Source organism: Winogradskyella sp. MH6, from assembly GCF_022810765.1.
Taxonomy (GTDB): domain Bacteria; phylum Bacteroidota; class Bacteroidia; order Flavobacteriales; family Flavobacteriaceae; genus Winogradskyella.
The window spans coordinates 155,836-171,687 of the sequence record NZ_CP094494.1 but is presented as its reverse complement, the minus strand read 5'-3'; the positions used below and the strand labels follow the sequence as shown (position 1 = coordinate 171,687).

General features: G+C 32.0%; 12 protein-coding genes. 9 read left to right on the top strand and 3 right to left on the bottom strand.

Annotation, left to right across the window (positions count from 1 at the left end):
* Positions 1-15: 15 nt before the first annotated feature.
* From rimO to MST30_RS00790, 9 genes are all read left to right on the top strand, one after another.
* Positions 16-1,320: a 30S ribosomal protein S12 methylthiotransferase RimO gene (gene rimO, locus MST30_RS00830; RefSeq protein WP_243472522.1), complete on the top strand. Its 1,305-nt coding sequence runs from the start codon at positions 16-18 to the stop codon at positions 1,318-1,320.
* Positions 1,321-1,522: 202 nt separating this feature from the next.
* A complete protein-coding gene (locus tag MST30_RS00825) occupies positions 1,523-3,709 on the top strand; it encodes a tetratricopeptide repeat protein (protein ID WP_243472521.1) in 2,187 nt (728 codons plus the stop codon).
* Positions 3,709-4,446, top strand: coding sequence for a LytR/AlgR family response regulator transcription factor (locus MST30_RS00820; RefSeq protein ID WP_243472520.1), 738 nt, complete (start codon positions 3,709-3,711; stop codon positions 4,444-4,446). Before MST30_RS00825 ends, MST30_RS00820 begins: the two co-directional genes overlap by 1 nt.
* Positions 4,447-4,594: 148 nt before the next feature.
* A complete protein-coding gene (locus MST30_RS00815) occupies positions 4,595-5,176 on the top strand; it encodes a hypothetical protein (protein WP_243472519.1) in 582 nt (193 codons plus the stop codon).
* A gap of 42 nt (positions 5,177-5,218) precedes the next feature.
* Complete coding sequence (locus MST30_RS00810) at positions 5,219-6,808, top strand: leucine-rich repeat domain-containing protein (RefSeq protein WP_243472518.1); 1,590 nt, start codon at positions 5,219-5,221, stop codon at positions 6,806-6,808.
* Positions 6,809-7,090: 282 nt separating this feature from the next.
* Entirely contained in the window at positions 7,091-8,653 is a 1,563-nt protein-coding gene (locus tag MST30_RS00805) for a MutS-related protein (RefSeq protein WP_243472517.1), read from the top strand.
* Between the two features lie 62 nt (positions 8,654-8,715).
* Entirely contained in the window at positions 8,716-10,044 is a 1,329-nt protein-coding gene (locus MST30_RS00800) for a gliding motility protein GldB-related protein (protein WP_243472516.1), read from the top strand.
* Positions 10,041-11,294 carry an erythromycin esterase family protein gene (locus MST30_RS00795; protein ID WP_243472515.1) on the top strand — a complete coding sequence of 418 codons (1,254 nt, stop codon included), beginning with the start codon at positions 10,041-10,043 and terminating at the stop codon, positions 11,292-11,294. The genes MST30_RS00800 and MST30_RS00795 overlap by 4 nt, the downstream gene beginning before the upstream one ends.
* A 17-nt stretch (positions 11,295-11,311) precedes the next feature.
* Positions 11,312-12,067, top strand: a complete 756-nt coding sequence (locus MST30_RS00790; protein WP_243472514.1) for a hypothetical protein — start codon at positions 11,312-11,314, stop codon at positions 12,065-12,067.
* On the opposite strand, the gene MST30_RS00785 is transcribed toward MST30_RS00790, so the two are convergent.
* The 3 genes from MST30_RS00785 to MST30_RS00775 are packed head-to-tail and all read right to left on the bottom strand — an operon-like array spanning position 12,064 to position 15,846.
* A complete protein-coding gene (locus MST30_RS00785; RefSeq protein WP_243472513.1) occupies positions 12,064-12,609 on the bottom strand; it encodes a DUF4287 domain-containing protein in 546 nt (181 codons plus the stop codon). The two genes, MST30_RS00790 and MST30_RS00785, sit on opposite strands and share 4 nt — an antisense overlap.
* An 11-nt stretch (positions 12,610-12,620) precedes the next feature.
* Positions 12,621-12,992, bottom strand: a complete 372-nt coding sequence (locus MST30_RS00780) for a VOC family protein (protein WP_243472512.1) — start codon at positions 12,990-12,992, stop codon at positions 12,621-12,623.
* A gap of 13 nt (positions 12,993-13,005) precedes the next feature.
* On the bottom strand, positions 13,006-15,846 hold the full coding sequence (locus MST30_RS00775) for a M16 family metallopeptidase (protein ID WP_243472511.1): 2,841 nt from the start codon (positions 15,844-15,846) through the stop codon (positions 13,006-13,008).
* Positions 15,847-15,852 lie beyond the last annotated feature (6 nt).

Genomic DNA, 15,852 nt, shown 5'->3' with positions numbered 1-15,852 from the left:
TTTTTACGTAAACAGATGAGAACTAAAACACTGAAGAAGAATAGAATTAATGTTGTAACGCTTGGTTGTAGCAAAAATGTGTACGATAGTGAAGTGTTAATGGGACAACTAAAAGCCAGTGGTAAGGACGTTGTACATGAGCAAGAAGGAAATGTTGTTGTTATAAATACTTGTGGTTTTATAAATAATGCCAAGGAAGAAAGTGTGAATACGATTCTGGAATTCATGCAAAAAAAAGAGGCTGGTGAAGTTGATAAAGTGTTTGTAACAGGTTGTTTGAGTGAGCGCTACAAGCCAGATTTGCAAAAGGAAATTCCAAACGTAGATCAGTATTTTGGTACTACAGAATTACCAGGTTTGCTTAAAGCTTTAGGCGCAGATTATAAACATGAATTGATAGGCGAGCGTATAACGACGACACCAAAAAACTATGCCTATTTAAAAATTGCGGAAGGATGTGACAGACCTTGTAGTTTTTGTGCCATTCCTTTAATGCGAGGAAAACATAAAAGTACACCAATTGAAGATCTGGTGATTGAAGCTGAAAAACTAGCTGCTTCTGGTGTTAAGGAGTTGATTCTTATAGCTCAAGACTTAACCTATTATGGTCTTGATTTATATAAAAAGCGAAACCTTGCTGAATTACTTGAAAACCTAGTAAAAGTTGAAGGTATAGAATGGATTCGTTTGCATTATGCGTTCCCAACGGGATTCCCTATGGATGTGTTAGATATTATGAAACGTGAGCCTAAGATTTGTAATTATTTAGACATTCCTTTGCAACATATTTCCGATACTATTTTAAAAAGTATGCGTCGTGGTACTACACAGGCAAAAACCACAAAACTTTTGGAAGACTTTAGAGCTAAAGTTCCTGAAATGACTATTAGGACTACCTTAATTGTGGGTTATCCAGGTGAAACAGAAGAAGATTTTCAAACCTTGAAACAATGGGTAAAAGATATGCGTTTTGAGCGTTTGGGCTGTTTTACCTATTCTCATGAAGAAAACACACATGCCTACAATCTTGAAGATGATGTGCCAGAAGAAGTAAAAATGCAACGTGCTAATGAGATTATGGAAATTCAATCCCAAATTTCATGGGAACTTAACCAAGCTAAAATAGGACAGGATTTTAAAGTCGTTATTGACAGAAAAGAAGGTAATTACTTTGTTGGTCGTACAGAATTTGATTCGCCAGATGTTGATAATGAAGTGTTGATTGATGCTTCAAAAGTGTATTTAAAAACAGGAGAATTCACCACAATAAAAGTCACAGAAGCAGAAGATTTTGATCTTTATGGTGAGGTAATTAGCTAAATTGGCTTTCCATTTCAATTTTATAAAACGATAAATCACTTCTATATTTTATAAACGAATATGGATTGATACTTCACGAATATAGCTTAAAGTATATCGAAAATTTATTCTTACAGCTAAGTTTTATGTAATACCATTAATTTGATTATTTATGCGTACTATTAAATAATAAATTAGCATAAAACTACAAGCTACCACCTTTATGAAAAGGAAATTCGTTGTTATTTTAACCTTCTTTTTGTTGTTGCCATGTATTGGTTTATCTCAAAATACTGTAATAGATAGCTTAAAGAATGAGTTAAAAAGCTATCAAAAAAGGGATACTATTCGATTACAGATTCTCAACGATTTGGCCTTTTATAACTATTCAAATAATCCTAATGAGGCTTTAGATTATGCAGACAAAGCTGCTAGATTGGCGGATGAAATAAATTCAATCAAAGGTAAAGGCCAAAGCCATTATATGAAAGGAATTACATATTTGGACCTTGGGAATTACGAAGTTGCTATTGACAACTTTCAAGCAGCAATAGACCTATTTATATCTATAGATTATCTGAAAGGATTAGCAGGTTGTAATAATGCTTTAGGCGTACTTTTTCATTACCAAGGTGATTTGCAAAAAGCTATTGCGAATTTTAAAAAAGCAATGGCTATAGATAAAGAACTAGGATTAGAAGAGAACATTCCCCATTATCTTCATAATATAGCAAGCATATACTCAGATTTAGGAAACTATGAAGAAGCATTTATCAATTATGAAAAGGCACTTTCTATTTATAATGAAAAAAATAACCAATATGGTAAACTACATTGTTGGAATGCCATGGCGAGTGCTTATGTAGAACAAGGTAATTATCCACAGGCTATGTTATATTATAATAAGTCCTTAGAAACTGCGGAAATTACTAAAGACTCTTCAAGTATTTTTATGGCTCTACATAATATTGGCAACCTATATAAACAGCAACAAAATTATGACAAGGCTTTAGGTTTTTATAAAAAGGCTTTAGTTATGGAGGAAGCTAAACAAAGTCTAAGAAATGTAATGGCCATAAAAAGTAGTATGGGAGGACTTTACATACAAAAGCAAGACTATATTAACGCAACTAAACTTATTAAAGAATCTCTAGCACTTAGTAGAGAAGTTGGTGATAAAGATCAAACAGCTGTTTGCCTAATTAATCTAGGTCATATTTATTTAGCTAATGAAGACTATCCAAAAGCTTTAAATTCTTACAAGGCGGCTAATGATATAACGACTGTTAATCAAAAAATGCACGAGCTAATTCATTCGTATTTAGGATTGGCAAACGTCTATTTATTAACAAATAAGAAAGAACTTGCTTTAAGTAACGTAAATAAAGCAATTAAACTTGCTAACAAGCATCAGCATTTAGTACATAAAAAAAATGCATACCAAATACTTTCTGAAATTTATAAGAAGGATGGTAATTTTAAAAAAGCACTTGAGAGTTATGAAATGTATAAAACACTGAATGATAGTGTTTTTAATGAAGAAAATATTGAAAAAATCACTCAATTAGAGTACGAGTATAAGTATAAACAACAAATAGATTCTCTAAGTATTAATGAGTTAAAGCTCACTAAGACAATAAAAGCAACGTCTCAAGATCTAGAAAAATCGCAACGCAATTTGTTTTTGGGAGTTATTACATTTTTAGTTAGTATAATTGTTTTGGGTGGAATCATTTTCTCTTTAAAGTTAAGGCACCAAAAAGCCAAAACTCAAAATATTGCTATAGAACAAAAATTGTTACGTTCGCAAATGACACCGCATTTTATCTTTAATTCGCTTTCTGTATTGCAAGGCATGATATTAAATAAGGAAGAGAAAAAATCTATATTTTACTTGTCTAAGTTTTCAAAACTTTTGCGTATCACACTAGAAAATTCAAGAGATAAACTAGTACCACTTAACCAAGAAATGGAAGCTGTAAATAACTACTTAGAACTTCAAAATTTAGAAGCCAGTCAATCATATGACTATACAATTTTGGTAGATAAGAATATTGATGAAACTTTGTTTAAGATTCCGCCAATGCTCATTCAGCCCTTCATCGAAAATGCTATTGAGCATGCTTTTGAAGATCGAAAAGACAATAGAAAAATAGATATTCAGTTAAAATATATTAGTGAGGAATTAATATTTACAATAAAGGATAACGGAATTGGAATTGATGCCCAAAACGGACATAAACGAAAAGATAAAAAATCCTTAGCAACCACTATAACTTCAGAGCGACTAAAGATGCTATCTAAAGATTTTAATATTGAGGGATCTGTACATATTGAAGATAGAAAACAGTATAATGAACAAGGTACTATAGTTACTTTAGTCATTCCTTATAAAAAAGATGTAGCCTAATGCAAGCAATTATAGTAGAAGATAAAACCTATATAAGAAAAGGTCTGCTCAACCTTTTAGAACTTATTGATACAGATGTAAAAGTAGTAGGCGAATGCGAATCTGTTAAAGAGGCTGTTATTGTAGCTAAGGCTTGTAAACCAGAGCTTGTTTTTTTAGATATTAATTTAACCGATGGTAATGCTTTCGATTTTTTAGAACAAACAAAGCACCTTAATTTCAAAGTAATTTTTATTACGGCTTATGAAGAATTTGCTTTAAAAGCTCTGAAGATGGGAGCTATAGATTATCTGCTTAAGCCCGTTGATGTTGAAGAATTAAAGATAGCCTTAGATAAGGTAAAACAACTATCGGTAACAGAACAAAAAGAGCAAATCAATGTTGCCAAACAGGTATGGAATAATCAAGAAGATAAATTAATACTTTCGCTACAAGATAGTTTTCAGGTTGTTGACTTAAATGAACTTACGTATTGCGAATCTGATAAAGGTTATACCACGTTTTATTGCAATGATGGTAAAAAGCACTTGGTTTCAAAAACGTTGAAAGAATTTGAAGAACGGCTTACTAAGGCCAATTTTACCAGACCACATCAATCCTTTATGGTCAATTTAAAATTCATAGATAAATATGATAAGTCAGGTGTTATTCATTTAAAGAACGGAAAAAAGATTCCTGTCTCTTCCCGCAAAAAAGAACAGTTTGTAACAGCTTTTTTAAATAGAATATCTGATTAAAAGATTCATCTATAATTTAAATTGCTTCTTTGCTTTACGAATATTCTCTAAAGCATAACGCTTATTGATTAATAAGTATTAGAAATAGTTTCGGTATTTCTTTCTTCATAATTGGGGCATACATTTATTCTATTAAACCTAAAATAGAATGAAAAATTTTACCCCAAAATTAAAGCGCTTAAACCTACTCTTGGTTTTATTGTTACATGTAGCCTCTTGTAGCAATTCTATCGAAAACCAACCAGCAACGGCAGATGGTTTCCAGAATATTGAAAACGCACTAAAAGACCAATTTGGTAAAGATGCTTATTATACAGATCTCACAGTTACCTACAACAAATCCATTGGTAACATTGTAGGTGTTACTGTTACAGAAATCCCAGAGTCATTAAAAATGGGCCAATGGAATTTAACTCAAGGGAACTGGCAACAAAACTCAGACATTATCATTGAAGTACCAGTAGGTACAAAAGCATCGGACTATATGTTTCAGCTAGGTGATACCATAAGTTTGTCAAAATTAGGCGCGTTGGTAGAGCAATCTATACAAAAGCTAAAGGATGAAAAAGATATTAAAAACCCGATTCTAAGTATTGCTGGTTTAAACTTTCCTGATAACGGAGATATCTCAAAAGCACAGTATATGATTAATCTTCAGCCAGAAAGAGGTGGGACAACTTTTAGTTTCTACTATACACTTGAAGGGGACTTAACCAAGATGGACTTCTAAAACTATAAATCAAATTTACCATAACCTTAAACCAATTTTATTATGAAAAAACAAGTACTTTTTTTAATCGCTCTGAGTATATCTATATTAGTGTATTCACAATCTATTGGAGACCAGTTTATAGACAATTTTATAACCTATGAAATTACCTCTCTTTCACCTAACAATGTTGAAACTGTAGATTATGATACAAATGGAGGTACAGTAGTTACTGTTCCTGATACTGTCACTTATAATACCATTGTATTTGATGTAACAAGTGTAGGTTCGGCATGTTTTTTTGATAAGCAGTTAACTAGTATTACCATTGGGAATAATATTATTAGCTGTGGTCAATCAGCTTTTAGACAAAATCAATTAGTCAATGTTGTGATTCCCGATAATGTCTTAAATATTGGGAACTATTCATTTTTAAGTAATCAGTTAACTAATATAGACTTTGGAAGTGGTTTAACAAGTATTCCCGAACAATCTTTTCAAAATAATCAATTTACAAGTCTTACCATTCCAGATAATATTACAGCGATTGGTTGGAGAGCATTTGAAAGTAATAATCAGCTAACCTGTATAACAGTAGAAGCTACAGTGCCACCAACAATAATTACAGGTACAGGCGATTCTTTTAACACTCGTAGTAATATAGACTTAACCATACCAACAGGAACAGCAAATGATTATGCAGCTGCAACATGGACAGGTTTTAATAGTGTAGCGGAAGGAGTAACAGGAAATTTTACTGTAAACCATATTACATATGCAATAACTTCTTCAACAAATAATACTGTAAAAACTACCGATTATAATACTACAGGAGGTACTGTGGTTAATATACCTGCTACGGTTACTAGAGGTTGTGAAACCTATACCGTTACAGAAATAGGAAATTATGCTTTTGCTTCCAATAATATAAATGATCCCAATAATTTAACGAGTGTAACTTTACCAAATACAATTACTTATATCGGAGTAGGTGCATTCTCTATCAATAATATAACAACGCTTACAATTCCCGATAGTGTTATTAACATTGACGATGGTGCCTTTGCTAATAGCCAAAACTTGACGAATCTTGTGTTAGGAAATAATCTTACTACTATTGGAGACTTTTCTTTTCGTTTTTGTCCTCTAAATGACATAACTATACCTGCGAGTGTTACCAATATTGGTGTTGTTGCATTTGGTGGTTTTGGAGGGACTGATGCTATTACAAATATTTATTGTCAAGGCATGGTACCTCCAACAATTTCTACAAGTAGTGCGCCCAACTCAGATACTTTTAATCAGGCTCGTAGTACTATTCACTTACACATTCCAGCAGGCACAATGGGAGCGTATGTTACCGATCCTGGTGCTTTATGGACAGGTTTTAATCCAGTAACCGAAGACGCTTTGAGCATAGATGAATTTGATTTGGCAAATACTGTTAAAGTTGTTACCGCTACTGATGCTTTAAAAATTATTTCAAACCAAAGTTTGCAACTTCAAGATTATACAATGTATTCAATTTCAGGAATAGAAATAATGAGGGGAAAAGAAAGTACTATATCTACAAGCAGTTTTGCAAGTGGTATTTATATTCTAAGAATCAATTTTGATAGAGGAACCGTGGTTAAAAAATTTATTCTCAAATAATTGAAATTTATATTAAAACATAAGCTAGAATTGTTTCTAATAGTATTTTATTCGATTCTAGCTTTTTTAATTTTTGTTATTACTTAAAAATAAAAGGGTTTAGAATAAAAAATCTATCTTAAATTAGTAAAATGCTGAAATTCAATTCTAAATTAAGAAAGTGTCTTGTAACATTTAATAGATAGACTGCACTTATATTTTATGGTAAAAGACATTTTGTATCAAATTAAATTTTCGTTTTCAAAACTAAAATTTAATAGTAAAAAAGAAACAACTAATAAATTGAAAGCATCATTCGGAAAGCTAAAGGATGATGCTTTTGACTTTGATTACATTCAAAAATATTTCAGGAATAAGGACCATTCAGAAGCTTTTCAAGTTTTATCAGATAAAACCTGTAATGATTTAGACTTTGAGGACTTATTCATTTTACTAGATCGCACGCATTCCAAAGTAGGTCAGCAATATCTTTATAATCAACTTCGTACAATAGTAGTAAATGAAAATAAAACAAATTTAAATGAAGCGCTGATTAAAAAAATTACTGAGGATTCTGATTTTAGATTATCAGTTCAAAAAAAACTTGATAAATTAAATCGGAAAGAAGCTTATTATATAAGTACACTTTTTCAAGAAGAACATCTACATCCTCCAAAATGGTTTTTCATTATAAAATTATTGTCATTTACAAGTTTGATATCGTTGGTGTTAGCCTTTTTTAATCCCATGTTTTTCATGGTGTTATTGGCTGTGTTTTGCATTAATTTTATACTTCATTATTGGAATAAAAAGAATATTGTGGAGTATGTGGGTTCTATTCCAGAACTTTTAAAACTCAATAGTGTAGCTTCTCATTTATATGTTTATGACCAGTTTAAAAAGCTAAGTACAGATTTGCCAAAGTCTATGGCAATTATCAATGAGGTTAAAAGTAGGATGCGCTTTTTTCAGTTAGAAGCCAAACTACAAGGTGAAATGGAAATCATTCTATGGTTTGTGTTTGAGATTATTAAAACTATGTTTTTGTTAGAACCACTTTTGTTATTTGGTGTTCTCAAAAGATTAAACACTAAAAGAAATCACATAGATAATGTCTTTCAATTTGTAGGTCATATAGATATGTTGATTTCTATAGCTTCGTTAAGAGAAGGATTGAATACTTATTGTTTACCTAACATCAATACAGAAAACCAAATAGTAGCAAAAGAAATGAGTCATCCTCTGGTTTTTAATTGTGAAACTAATGATGTTAACTTGTCTGAAAAATCTGTTTTGCTAACAGGCTCTAATATGTCTGGTAAAACAACGTTTATAAGGGCATTGGGACTTAATATTATTACAGGATTAACGATTAACACCTGCTTTGCAAAATCAATGACATTTCCATTGCTTAAAATATTTTCGGCAATTAGAATTAGTGATGATTTGCTTAATGATAAGAGCTATTATTTTGAGGAAGTTTTGACCATTAAAGAGCTATTGAGCATAAGTCAAGATGGAAACAACTTATTTTTATTAGACGAAATTTTTAAGGGAACGAATACTGTAGAGCGTATTGCAGCAGGTAAGTCTGTACTGTCAGCTTTAGCAAGAAACGGTAATAAGGTATTGGTTTCAACTCACGATATTGAATTGACAGATATGCTTTTAAATCAATATGATTTATATCATTTTAGCGAAACTGTTAATGAAAATACGGTTGGATTTGATTACAAGTTAAAAGAAGGTAAACTAAAAAATAGAAATGCTATTAAAATTCTAGAGATAAATGATTACCCGAAAGAAGTTATAGAGGAAGCTATGGAAATTTCTAAGGAAATGGATAAGATCTACACTACAAATTAACGATCCCTAAATAAGGCCTAATAACTATTTTGAATAAAGTTTAATGATTTAAAGACAATTTAATGAGACAATTAATTATTGTTCTAGTAGTAAGTTTAATAATGTTATCAGCTTGCAAAAATTCCGAAAAGACAAATCAGAAAAACGGTAATGTCATCACAACAGATATTACTAACTTTTGGAATGCTTATGACCAAATCATCACAACCCAAGATTCTGTGTTGCAGTACAAGTACCTAGATAGTTTGTATTTAGATAAAGGAACAGCTGGTTTAGAAGGTATAATTAAGGCTAGAAGTTATACAGCAGAAGAATATATCAATGCTATTAACAATTATCCTGAATTTTGGAATTCAATAAGAGAAAATACATTACAAGCAAATAATGTCAGCTCGCAATTACAAGATGGCATTAAAAAACTCAAATCAATATACCCTGAACTAAAACCAGCAAAAATCTATTTCTCTATTGGAGCTTTTCGTACACCAGGTACAACTATGGATAGCTTGGTGCTTATTGGTTCTGAATTAGCCATGGCAGATGCTAATACCGTAACAAGCGAATTTCCTGAAAATCTAGCACATTTGAAAACCTATTTTTCTACAAATCCCAATGAAAACCTAGTGTTTTTAAAAATCCACGAGTTTGTGCATACACAACAAAAGCCTAGGGTTTATAATTTATTATCTTCAGTTATTTACGAAGGCGTTGCCGAATTTGTGTCTGCAAAAACATTACATCAGTTGTCACCTAATCCACAAATTGAATTCGGAAAGAATAATGCAAAACGAATTAGAGAAGTCTTTGAAAACGAAATGTTTTACGTCGCAAATTTTGGCAAATGGTTAAATAGTAATGATACTAATGAGTTTGGCATGCGAGATTTAGGCTACTATGTTGGCTATCAAATTTGTGAAAATTATTATAACCAGGCAGAAGATAAAAAAGTAGCTATCAAAACTATGATTGAATTGGATTATGAAAACGAATCAGAAATTGAGGAGTTTATCAAAAAATCTAATTATTTCTCAACGTCTTTAGAAGAGCTAGAACAAAATTTTGAAAGCAACCGTCCAAAAGTTACAGGCATTGAACAATTTGAGAATATGAGTGACAATGTATCACCTAATCTTAAGGAGATTACTATATTTTTTTCTGAAGCTCTGGACGGTTATCGTACAAGTGTAGATTTGGGTGAATTAGGACGCGATGCATTTCCAAAAGGAACATTAGATGGTAGAAAATGGGGTGAAGACAACAAATCTTGGACAATTCCCGTTAAATTAGAGCCTAACAAAACGTATCAAATATTTATTACTAATAATTTTAGAACAAGAGACAATAGACCTTTAAAGCCTTATTTAATAGAATTTAAGACAAAAAAACTATGAAACAATATTTGCTTTTAATGTTATTCGTATTGGTAACAAAGCTAAGTCTTGCGCAATGCCATACAGAATTAGAAAATTATACTACAGCATTTGATACCATACAGGCCAAATCATTTTCCTTTTTAGATGATGCAGTCAATGATATAAGAATTGTTGGCTATGGAGAAGATACTCATGGTACAGCTGAATTTACCATACTTGCCAAAGAGCTAATGCAATACCTTAAGGAAAAGCACGATTTTAAGATTCTAATTATAGAAACAGGTTTTGGTGAAGGACTTTATCTCAACGATTATATACAAGGAAAAAGAGATGATTTAAAGTTTGTTTTGAAAAACATCAATTCAACTTGGCGCTATAAAACAAAAGAGTTTGAAAGCTTAATGAATTGGTTAAGAGATTACAACCAAAATAATGAAGATAAAATTTATCTATACGGATGCGAGATGCAGTATGTGCGTTCTGAAATCGACCGAATCAAGGACTATTTAAAATCAGTTGAGTCCAGTTATAAAATCGAAGGGTTTGAAAAGTATGAGTTATGGAATAATTTTGATGAAAATGAAAAAACGGATCACTTCATTGCTTATGCGAAATTGAAAAAATACTTTATTGATAATTCTGAAGTGTTTAAAAGTAAAACTTCCGAAGAAGAATTTAATATAGCTTATCATTTAGTTGAAATTTTAGGGCAGTTTGTTACTACCATAAATCAAAATAATGGGCAGCGAAAAGCAGATTTTCGGGATATTTATATGGGAGAAAATATCCTTTGGATTATGAATTTTTATGAACACAACAAAAAAGCAATGTATTGGGCTCATAATGCGCACGTAGGTGATTGGGTAGATAATGGTATAGTGGATGTAACAGGGCATCAGTTAAGAAAGCTTTATGGCGAGTACTACTTTAATATTGCTACAGATTTTGGAACAGGAAATTTTATAGCATACCCTAATGATGCTAATAAAACAGGTAATTGGCGTTTTAAAACCTTTACAGTTGATAAAGTAGTTGAGAATACATTTACAGAATGTTTAAAAAACTATGGTAAACCAAATACATTTCTAAATTTTAGAGCAACAAGGACTAATGAAAAACTGGCTTACTATATCAATTCAGAACTAACATCAATGAGTGGCGCAGGAGCACGAGCAAGAAGCAGCGAGACAGAAACTAAAGTATTCGGAAGAGCTTTTGATGCGATAATTTATATTGATAAAACAAGTGAAATTACTTGGGCTGATTAATAATTAAATTTAAAGTCGTGAAAAATATAGTTGTAATTCTATGTCTTATAATAGTCGGTTGTAGCAATGTAGATAAAACTTCTAAGATAGAAAGTAATATAGACAAAACGGGTTGGAATAATCTAAAGAGAGAACAACATCTAAATAACCGAAATGATTCTACAACTTGGGATAACGAAATGCTTGATAACGATAAGCAATTAATTGGATTTGGTGAACTCGGTCCTTTTGAGCTTGGAGTTTTTCCAGTACCTAAATATGAGCTTTTAGGAAAAGAAAGTTTTAAAGGTTTAGGTAATAAAAATGAAGACTTTAAAGTAGGAGATAAAACTGTTGTAATGAATAGCTTCTTTGTTGAGAAAAACGAAATAAACAAAGAAAGACTAGGTGATAAAGATAATGAAGTATTTTTTCAACTTTTGGTGCTAACAGACACTTTAGACACGGAAAATTATAACTTAAATAAAAGTATAGCCATATCTAGAAACCACCCAGATTATGTTGGGCAAGGCTTTGTTAAGACGAAAAGCAATACTATAGATTACGTTGCTTTTGATACTGTCGAAGGTGAATCCTATGCTATTATAAATACAAGATTATTCAACCTCAATTTTGGGAAAACAATACTCATCGCACCTCAAAAAGATGGAACATTTAGATCTTTACAAGTTAAAAGCCCAGAATTAACTTCTAAAACTATAGAGGCTTATACAAAGGAACTTGTGAATGAAAATAAAGTGAAAATATTTTTTACTGATAAAAATAATATTTAATCTGCCAAATTATAAGCTTCTTGCATCCAACCGATCAACTCGTTGTCAACATCATCTACCGAAGTCAGTTGAACACGATGCGTACACATTGAACCAAAAGGTCCAGAGTCGCCAAGTCTGTCAGTTGTTGGTTTATTAGGAAGTTTTAAACCCAGATCAATGCGTGTTTTGGTAGCAGGTTTTATTAAAACAAATTGACGTTTTCTAATAATACTAACACTACCTTTCTTAGGTGTTACAGTAACGTCATTTCCAAAGCCTTTTACTATAGGTAGTAACTTTTCATAAATAGGAAACAAACTTTCTTTGCCTTTATATTGATTGGTTACTAGGTCTTCATCAGAAGAATTATTTTCTTCCTTAGAAAGTGTTACAATAGTATTGGCAAAACCGTGGGTAACACCGTGTTCTTTCTTCAAAAAGTTAACACCTTCCGAGTGTTTTGTAAATGCTTTTCCTTTTAGGATTTTTTTCCATTCTTCTAATGACTTACCAGTTTTCTCTGGCATGTTGTTAATCATTGTTTGTAATGCGTCGCTCATAATAGTGATAATTAAATATGTTGGTCTACCAAAATAGCATTACCATCAGGATCTAAAACTACAAAACTTGCAGGTCCTGTTGTAGATTCATCTGCTTCACTGGTAAAAGAAATTCTTTTAGATTTTAAATGTTTTTGAATAGCTCTAACATCATCATAATTTTCTAACGTATTGGCATCTTGATCCCATCCAGGATTAAAGGTTAAAATATTGTTTTCAAACATACCTTGAAACAAACCAATTAAAGTGGATTCGTTTTTCATGATGAGGTAGTTTCTATCTAAATCACCAGCAAACACTTTAAATCCTAAAGTCTCATAAAATGCTTTTGAGGCTTTAATATCTTTTACAGCTAGGCTAACTGAAAATGCTCCGAGTTTCATAGTTCTTTGATTTTTATTCTAAATTTTCATTTTGGTTTAATAACACAGGCTTTCCAAAACCTAAAGCTTCCAATTTATCTAATTGTGTTTCGGCATCTCCAACAATTAAATAAATCATTTGGTTAGGTTTAATGTAATGCGTTATCAAAGTTTTTACATCATCTACAGTTAACTCTTTTACAAGAGTTTCACGTTGTTTAGCGTAGTCATCAGATAATTCATAATTGCTAATATTGCTAAGCATATCTAACTTGGCTCCCAAAGTTTCAAAAGCTCTGGCAGTACTTTTAATGGTGTAGCCTTTGGTAACTTCTAGGTCTTCCTCATTATAGTTTTTTCCATAATCTTCTAAGATTTGTTTTATCAAGCTAGAAGCTTCATACGTTACATTGGTACGTATACCACTGCTTATGGTATATTCGCCAACATACTGAGAGCCAGAAAAACGAGATCTTATACCATAAGTATAGCCTTTGCCTTCTCTTAACTCTTGTGTTAATTGTGAAGCAAAACCACCTCCGCCTAAACGATAGTTCATTACATTGGCAAGATAAAAGTCCTTATGTGTTGCTTTTACAGATGGATATCCAAAGCGAATTACCGATTGCTTTGCACCAGGCACATCATAGAAATAAACTGTAGATTTTTCAGGATATAGTGGCATTGGTAATTCAGTAATAGCAACGTCTTTTGATTCCCAAGTTGTATCAATTTTGTCTAAAGCTTTTACAACATCTTGTTCTGATATAGCACCAACAACATGAAAATTGGTAAGCTGTGGTGATAAGTTTTTGTTGTAATAATTTTTTAGATCTATTAAGTCAATACTATTTACAGAGGCTTCGGTACCTCTATTGTTGTAAGCTAAAATATTATTTTCTCCATAAAGTAATTTCGAAAATTCATCAGAAGCAATACTATTAGGATTAGCCTTGCTACGTTGAATATTGCTGATGGTACTTTGTTTTAAAAGTTCAAATTCAGCTTCATCCCAACGTGGTTCTAATAAAACTTCGTTAACTAAATCCATTGTTTTATCAAAATGCTTTGAAAGTGTCGTGCCAGAGATAATAATACTTTCTTCTGTGGCATAACTATAAATACTTGCTCCAATACTTTCTATGGCATTTTCAAGTTCTTCTGTGGTTTTGTTTTTTGTGCCTTTTGTCATGAGATTTGCTAAAAGGTTAGACACACCAACTTGGTCCTTGTTTTCTAATAGTAAGCCTCCTGCAATTTGTATTTCAAACTGTACTAAAGGCACTTCGTTATTTTCTATACCATAAACTTTAACACCAGACTCTAATTCTTTTTTCCAAACGGTAGGGATATTTAGTTCAGGACTTGATCCATATGGCGGTTCTACGCTTCTGTCGAAACTACTTGGTGTTTTTTCATAAGTAGCAGCTATACTTGCATCAAAGGTTTCCTCAGCTCCTTCAACAATTTTTTCTTCTTTAATATCAGCTAATTGCGAATTATCCAATACCAAGCTCTTTTGTCCTTTTGGAACAAAGCTTGTTGCTATAAAGTTTTTGTCCTTTATGTAGGTGTTGTAAACTCGCATTACATCCTCTGGTGTTACAGCAAGAATGTTTTTTACATCTTGATTAATGAAGCCAGGATCTCCAGCAAATATTTCGTATTGTGCTAATTGAAATCCTTTGCCCAAAACACTAGATAAACCTCGGTAAAAATCGGTTTCTTGTCCGGCTTTAATACGATTCAGGTCTTTTTCAGAAATTCCATTAAGTTCAAAATCTTTTAATCCGTTTTTAATAGCTGAGGCAACAGTATTTAAATCGGTTTGATCAAATGCTGTAACGGTAAGCATTAATTGTCCGGCTAATTCTGAGTTATATTGATAAAAAGATACATTGTCTGTAAGCTTCTCGTCATCAATTAGTACTTTGTTTAAAGGTGCTTTTTTGCCATCAGATAAATAGCTTGTTAGTACATTTAAGGCATAAGAATCTTTGTGGTACTCAGGTACGGTTGGCCAGGCCATTGTTAATTGTGGAGCTCTTGCAAAGTTGTCTTCGTAGAATAAGCGTTTTGTTGACTTTAAGTTTACAGGTTGTTTTTCTAGATTAGGAATAGCTTCACCTCTTGGAATTTCATCAAAGTACTTTTTTACCCATGCTTTGGTTTGCTCTACATCAATATCTCCAGCAATGGTTAAGGTAGTGTTATTTGGTGTGTACCAACGTCTGTAAAATTCTTTAACGTCGGCTAATGTGGCATTCTGTAAATCTTCAAGAGAACCAATAACTTCCCAGTTATAAGGATGTCCTTCTGGATAAAGATTGCTGTTGATGACTGCTGATGTATGTCCATAAGGTCTGTTGTCTATGCTTTGACGTTTTTCGTTTTTAACGACTTGTTTTTCTTTTGCTAAAACAGGCTCGGTAACTGTATTGATAAAGAAACCGAGTTTATCGGCTTCTGCCCAAATCATTTTTTCCAAAGCGTCTTTAGGTACGGTTTGAAAGTAGTTAGTTCTATCTCTGTTTGTAGAACCATTAGCTCCAGAACCTCCGATACGCGCACTCATTTGGTCGAGTCCACCTTTGCCTAAGTTTTCCGATTCTAAAAATAATAAGTGTTCAAAAAGGTGAGCAAAACCAGTACGACCTTCCTTTTCTCTTGCAGAACCAACGTGAGCTGTTAATGCTACTGCAGCAACAGGATCTGATCGGTCTACATGTAGTATAACTTGTAAGCCATTATCTAAAGTGAATTTTTCAAAATCAACTTTAAATTCTGGTGTGGTTTCTTTGGTTTCGTTTTGTTTACAAGCTGATATAGCTATTAAAACAAATAGACTTAGAAATAAGGATTTAATTGGTTTCATAATGTA